Origin of the sequence: Microcystis sp. M49636_WE2 (assembly GCF_030065375.1) — a bacterium.
GTDB classification, from domain to species: Bacteria; Cyanobacteriota; Cyanobacteriia; order Cyanobacteriales; family Microcystaceae; genus Microcystis; species Microcystis aeruginosa_C.
This window is the reverse complement of the sequence record NZ_JASJFG010000891.1, coordinates 1-1618: the sequence shown is the minus strand read 5'-3', so window position 1 is coordinate 1618 and position 1618 is coordinate 1. Positions and strand designations below refer to the sequence as shown.

3 protein-coding genes are annotated in these 1618 nt (G+C 42.5%); all 3 read right to left on the bottom strand.

Annotation, left to right across the window (positions count from 1 at the left end):
* On the bottom strand, nt 1-617 hold a 617-nt coding region (locus PX484_RS20400), incomplete at its 3' end, for an NAD(P)/FAD-dependent oxidoreductase (RefSeq protein WP_288105301.1).
* A 511-nt stretch (nt 618-1128) separates the two neighbouring features.
* Complete coding sequence (locus PX484_RS20395; protein WP_002803472.1) at nt 1129-1473, bottom strand: DUF4870 domain-containing protein; 345 nt, start codon at nt 1471-1473, stop codon at nt 1129-1131.
* Nucleotides 1474-1486: 13 nt separating this feature from the next.
* Nucleotides 1487-1618 (bottom strand): tRNA ligase subunit PheS family protein (locus PX484_RS20390; RefSeq protein ID WP_502882771.1); only part of this gene is annotated, 132 nt, incomplete at its 5' end.

The window sequence follows — 1618 nt, the reverse complement described above, 5'->3', positions numbered from 1 at the left end:
GTTTCCTCTATACCATTGGAACTATAAACCTGGGTGCATTGCCTCAAATTAGAGCCATGAAGCTCTGTCTTCCCAAAATTTTCAACTTTTACCCCAAATTGACATTTTACCCCCCTTCTTGCCGCAGCATCGACGAGGGCTTCCGTGAGCAGGGCCGGATTAATTTGATGATCCCTGGGAGAATAGATGGCACCATGGAGATGATCGCTGGCCACTTGGGGACATTTTTGGTTTAAAGTCTCTTTATCCCAGATTTCTAGACAATATCCCTGTTCTTGGCGGATTTGGGCTAACTTGCGCCAATTTTCTTCGTCTTCGGCACTCGATCTCAGTAGGACAATACCATCACGGTTACAGGGAATAGTCAGTCCGGTGAGGGATTCTAGCTCAGGAAGGAGGGTTTCGTAGCGTTTTAAACTTTCTTGCCGCAGTTTCCAGGCTCTACCTTTAGTTTTATGGCTGATAATGCCCATTAAAATCCCTAGGGCTGCCCCGGTTGCTCCTTGTCCTGGTTTTTTTTCATCAATGAGGGTAATTTCTAATCCTGCGATGGCGCTTAATTCGTAGGCAATGGTGGCCCCCACTATCCCCGCACCAATGATGACAATTTTAGTCATAAGACCTCTTGCAAAAATCAAAAATCTTCCTTTAGGTGAGGAGTCAGGAGCCAGTAGCCGGTCGTCAGGAGAATTAAGAATGAGCATTAATCAATTAAATGCTCTATTTAGGGATTTTACGCAATTTTATGTCTATTTTTCTCAGTTTTGCACTCTCAAAAATTAATTATGCAAGAACTCTATAAACTCCAGAGGCTATTTTTCTAGTGGGAATAGGACTAAAAAGGGGTTGAGGCTGCATCTCACATTTGCAGAAATACGGACAATCAGCAATTATCAGTGACTTTTAAATTATTGCAAATATATCAGCAGCTGCGTGTAAGCATCCCACCGAAAAACTAATGCGCTCCGGGGTTTGGAGGGTAGAACCCCCCAAAGACTTGGATTGAGTGATAAAATCGGAAGTAATTACCAATTTTAGAAGACAGTTTGCATTTAAAAATCCCAACTCAACAGATTGACAAAAATGAGATGCACCCAGGGTTGAACAGGTTTCAACCCCGATAATTAATTACAGAACCCGGAAAATGAAAGGATAACGGAAAACCTTATAGGGATCTTTCCAGACTTGCAGGATAGCAAGAATGGGGAGAACAATGTTCACCACAGCAAGAATCCCTAGGAGCAAATAACCGATTAAAACCCAAATTAGAATCCCGGCAATTAGGTAGTATAACCACATATTCAGGTGAAAGTTTAAAGCTTCTTTGGCGTTTTCCTTCACCGTTCCATCATCAGAAATGAAATAAATAGCTAAGGGAATCCCCACCGATACCAGCGTAGCACTCAAAAAGATCGAAGCATGACAAGCCACGGATAGGAGTCTTTTTTTGGTTAAATCTTCACTCTTGACCATCGGGTTTATCCCCCTAAAATTGGCGGAGAAAGCGGATATCGCTATTATAACAACGGCGAATATCGTCTATCTCATGTAATACCATAGCAAATCTTTCCACGCCAAAACCAGCAGCAAAACCCGTATAGATTTGGGGGTCATAACC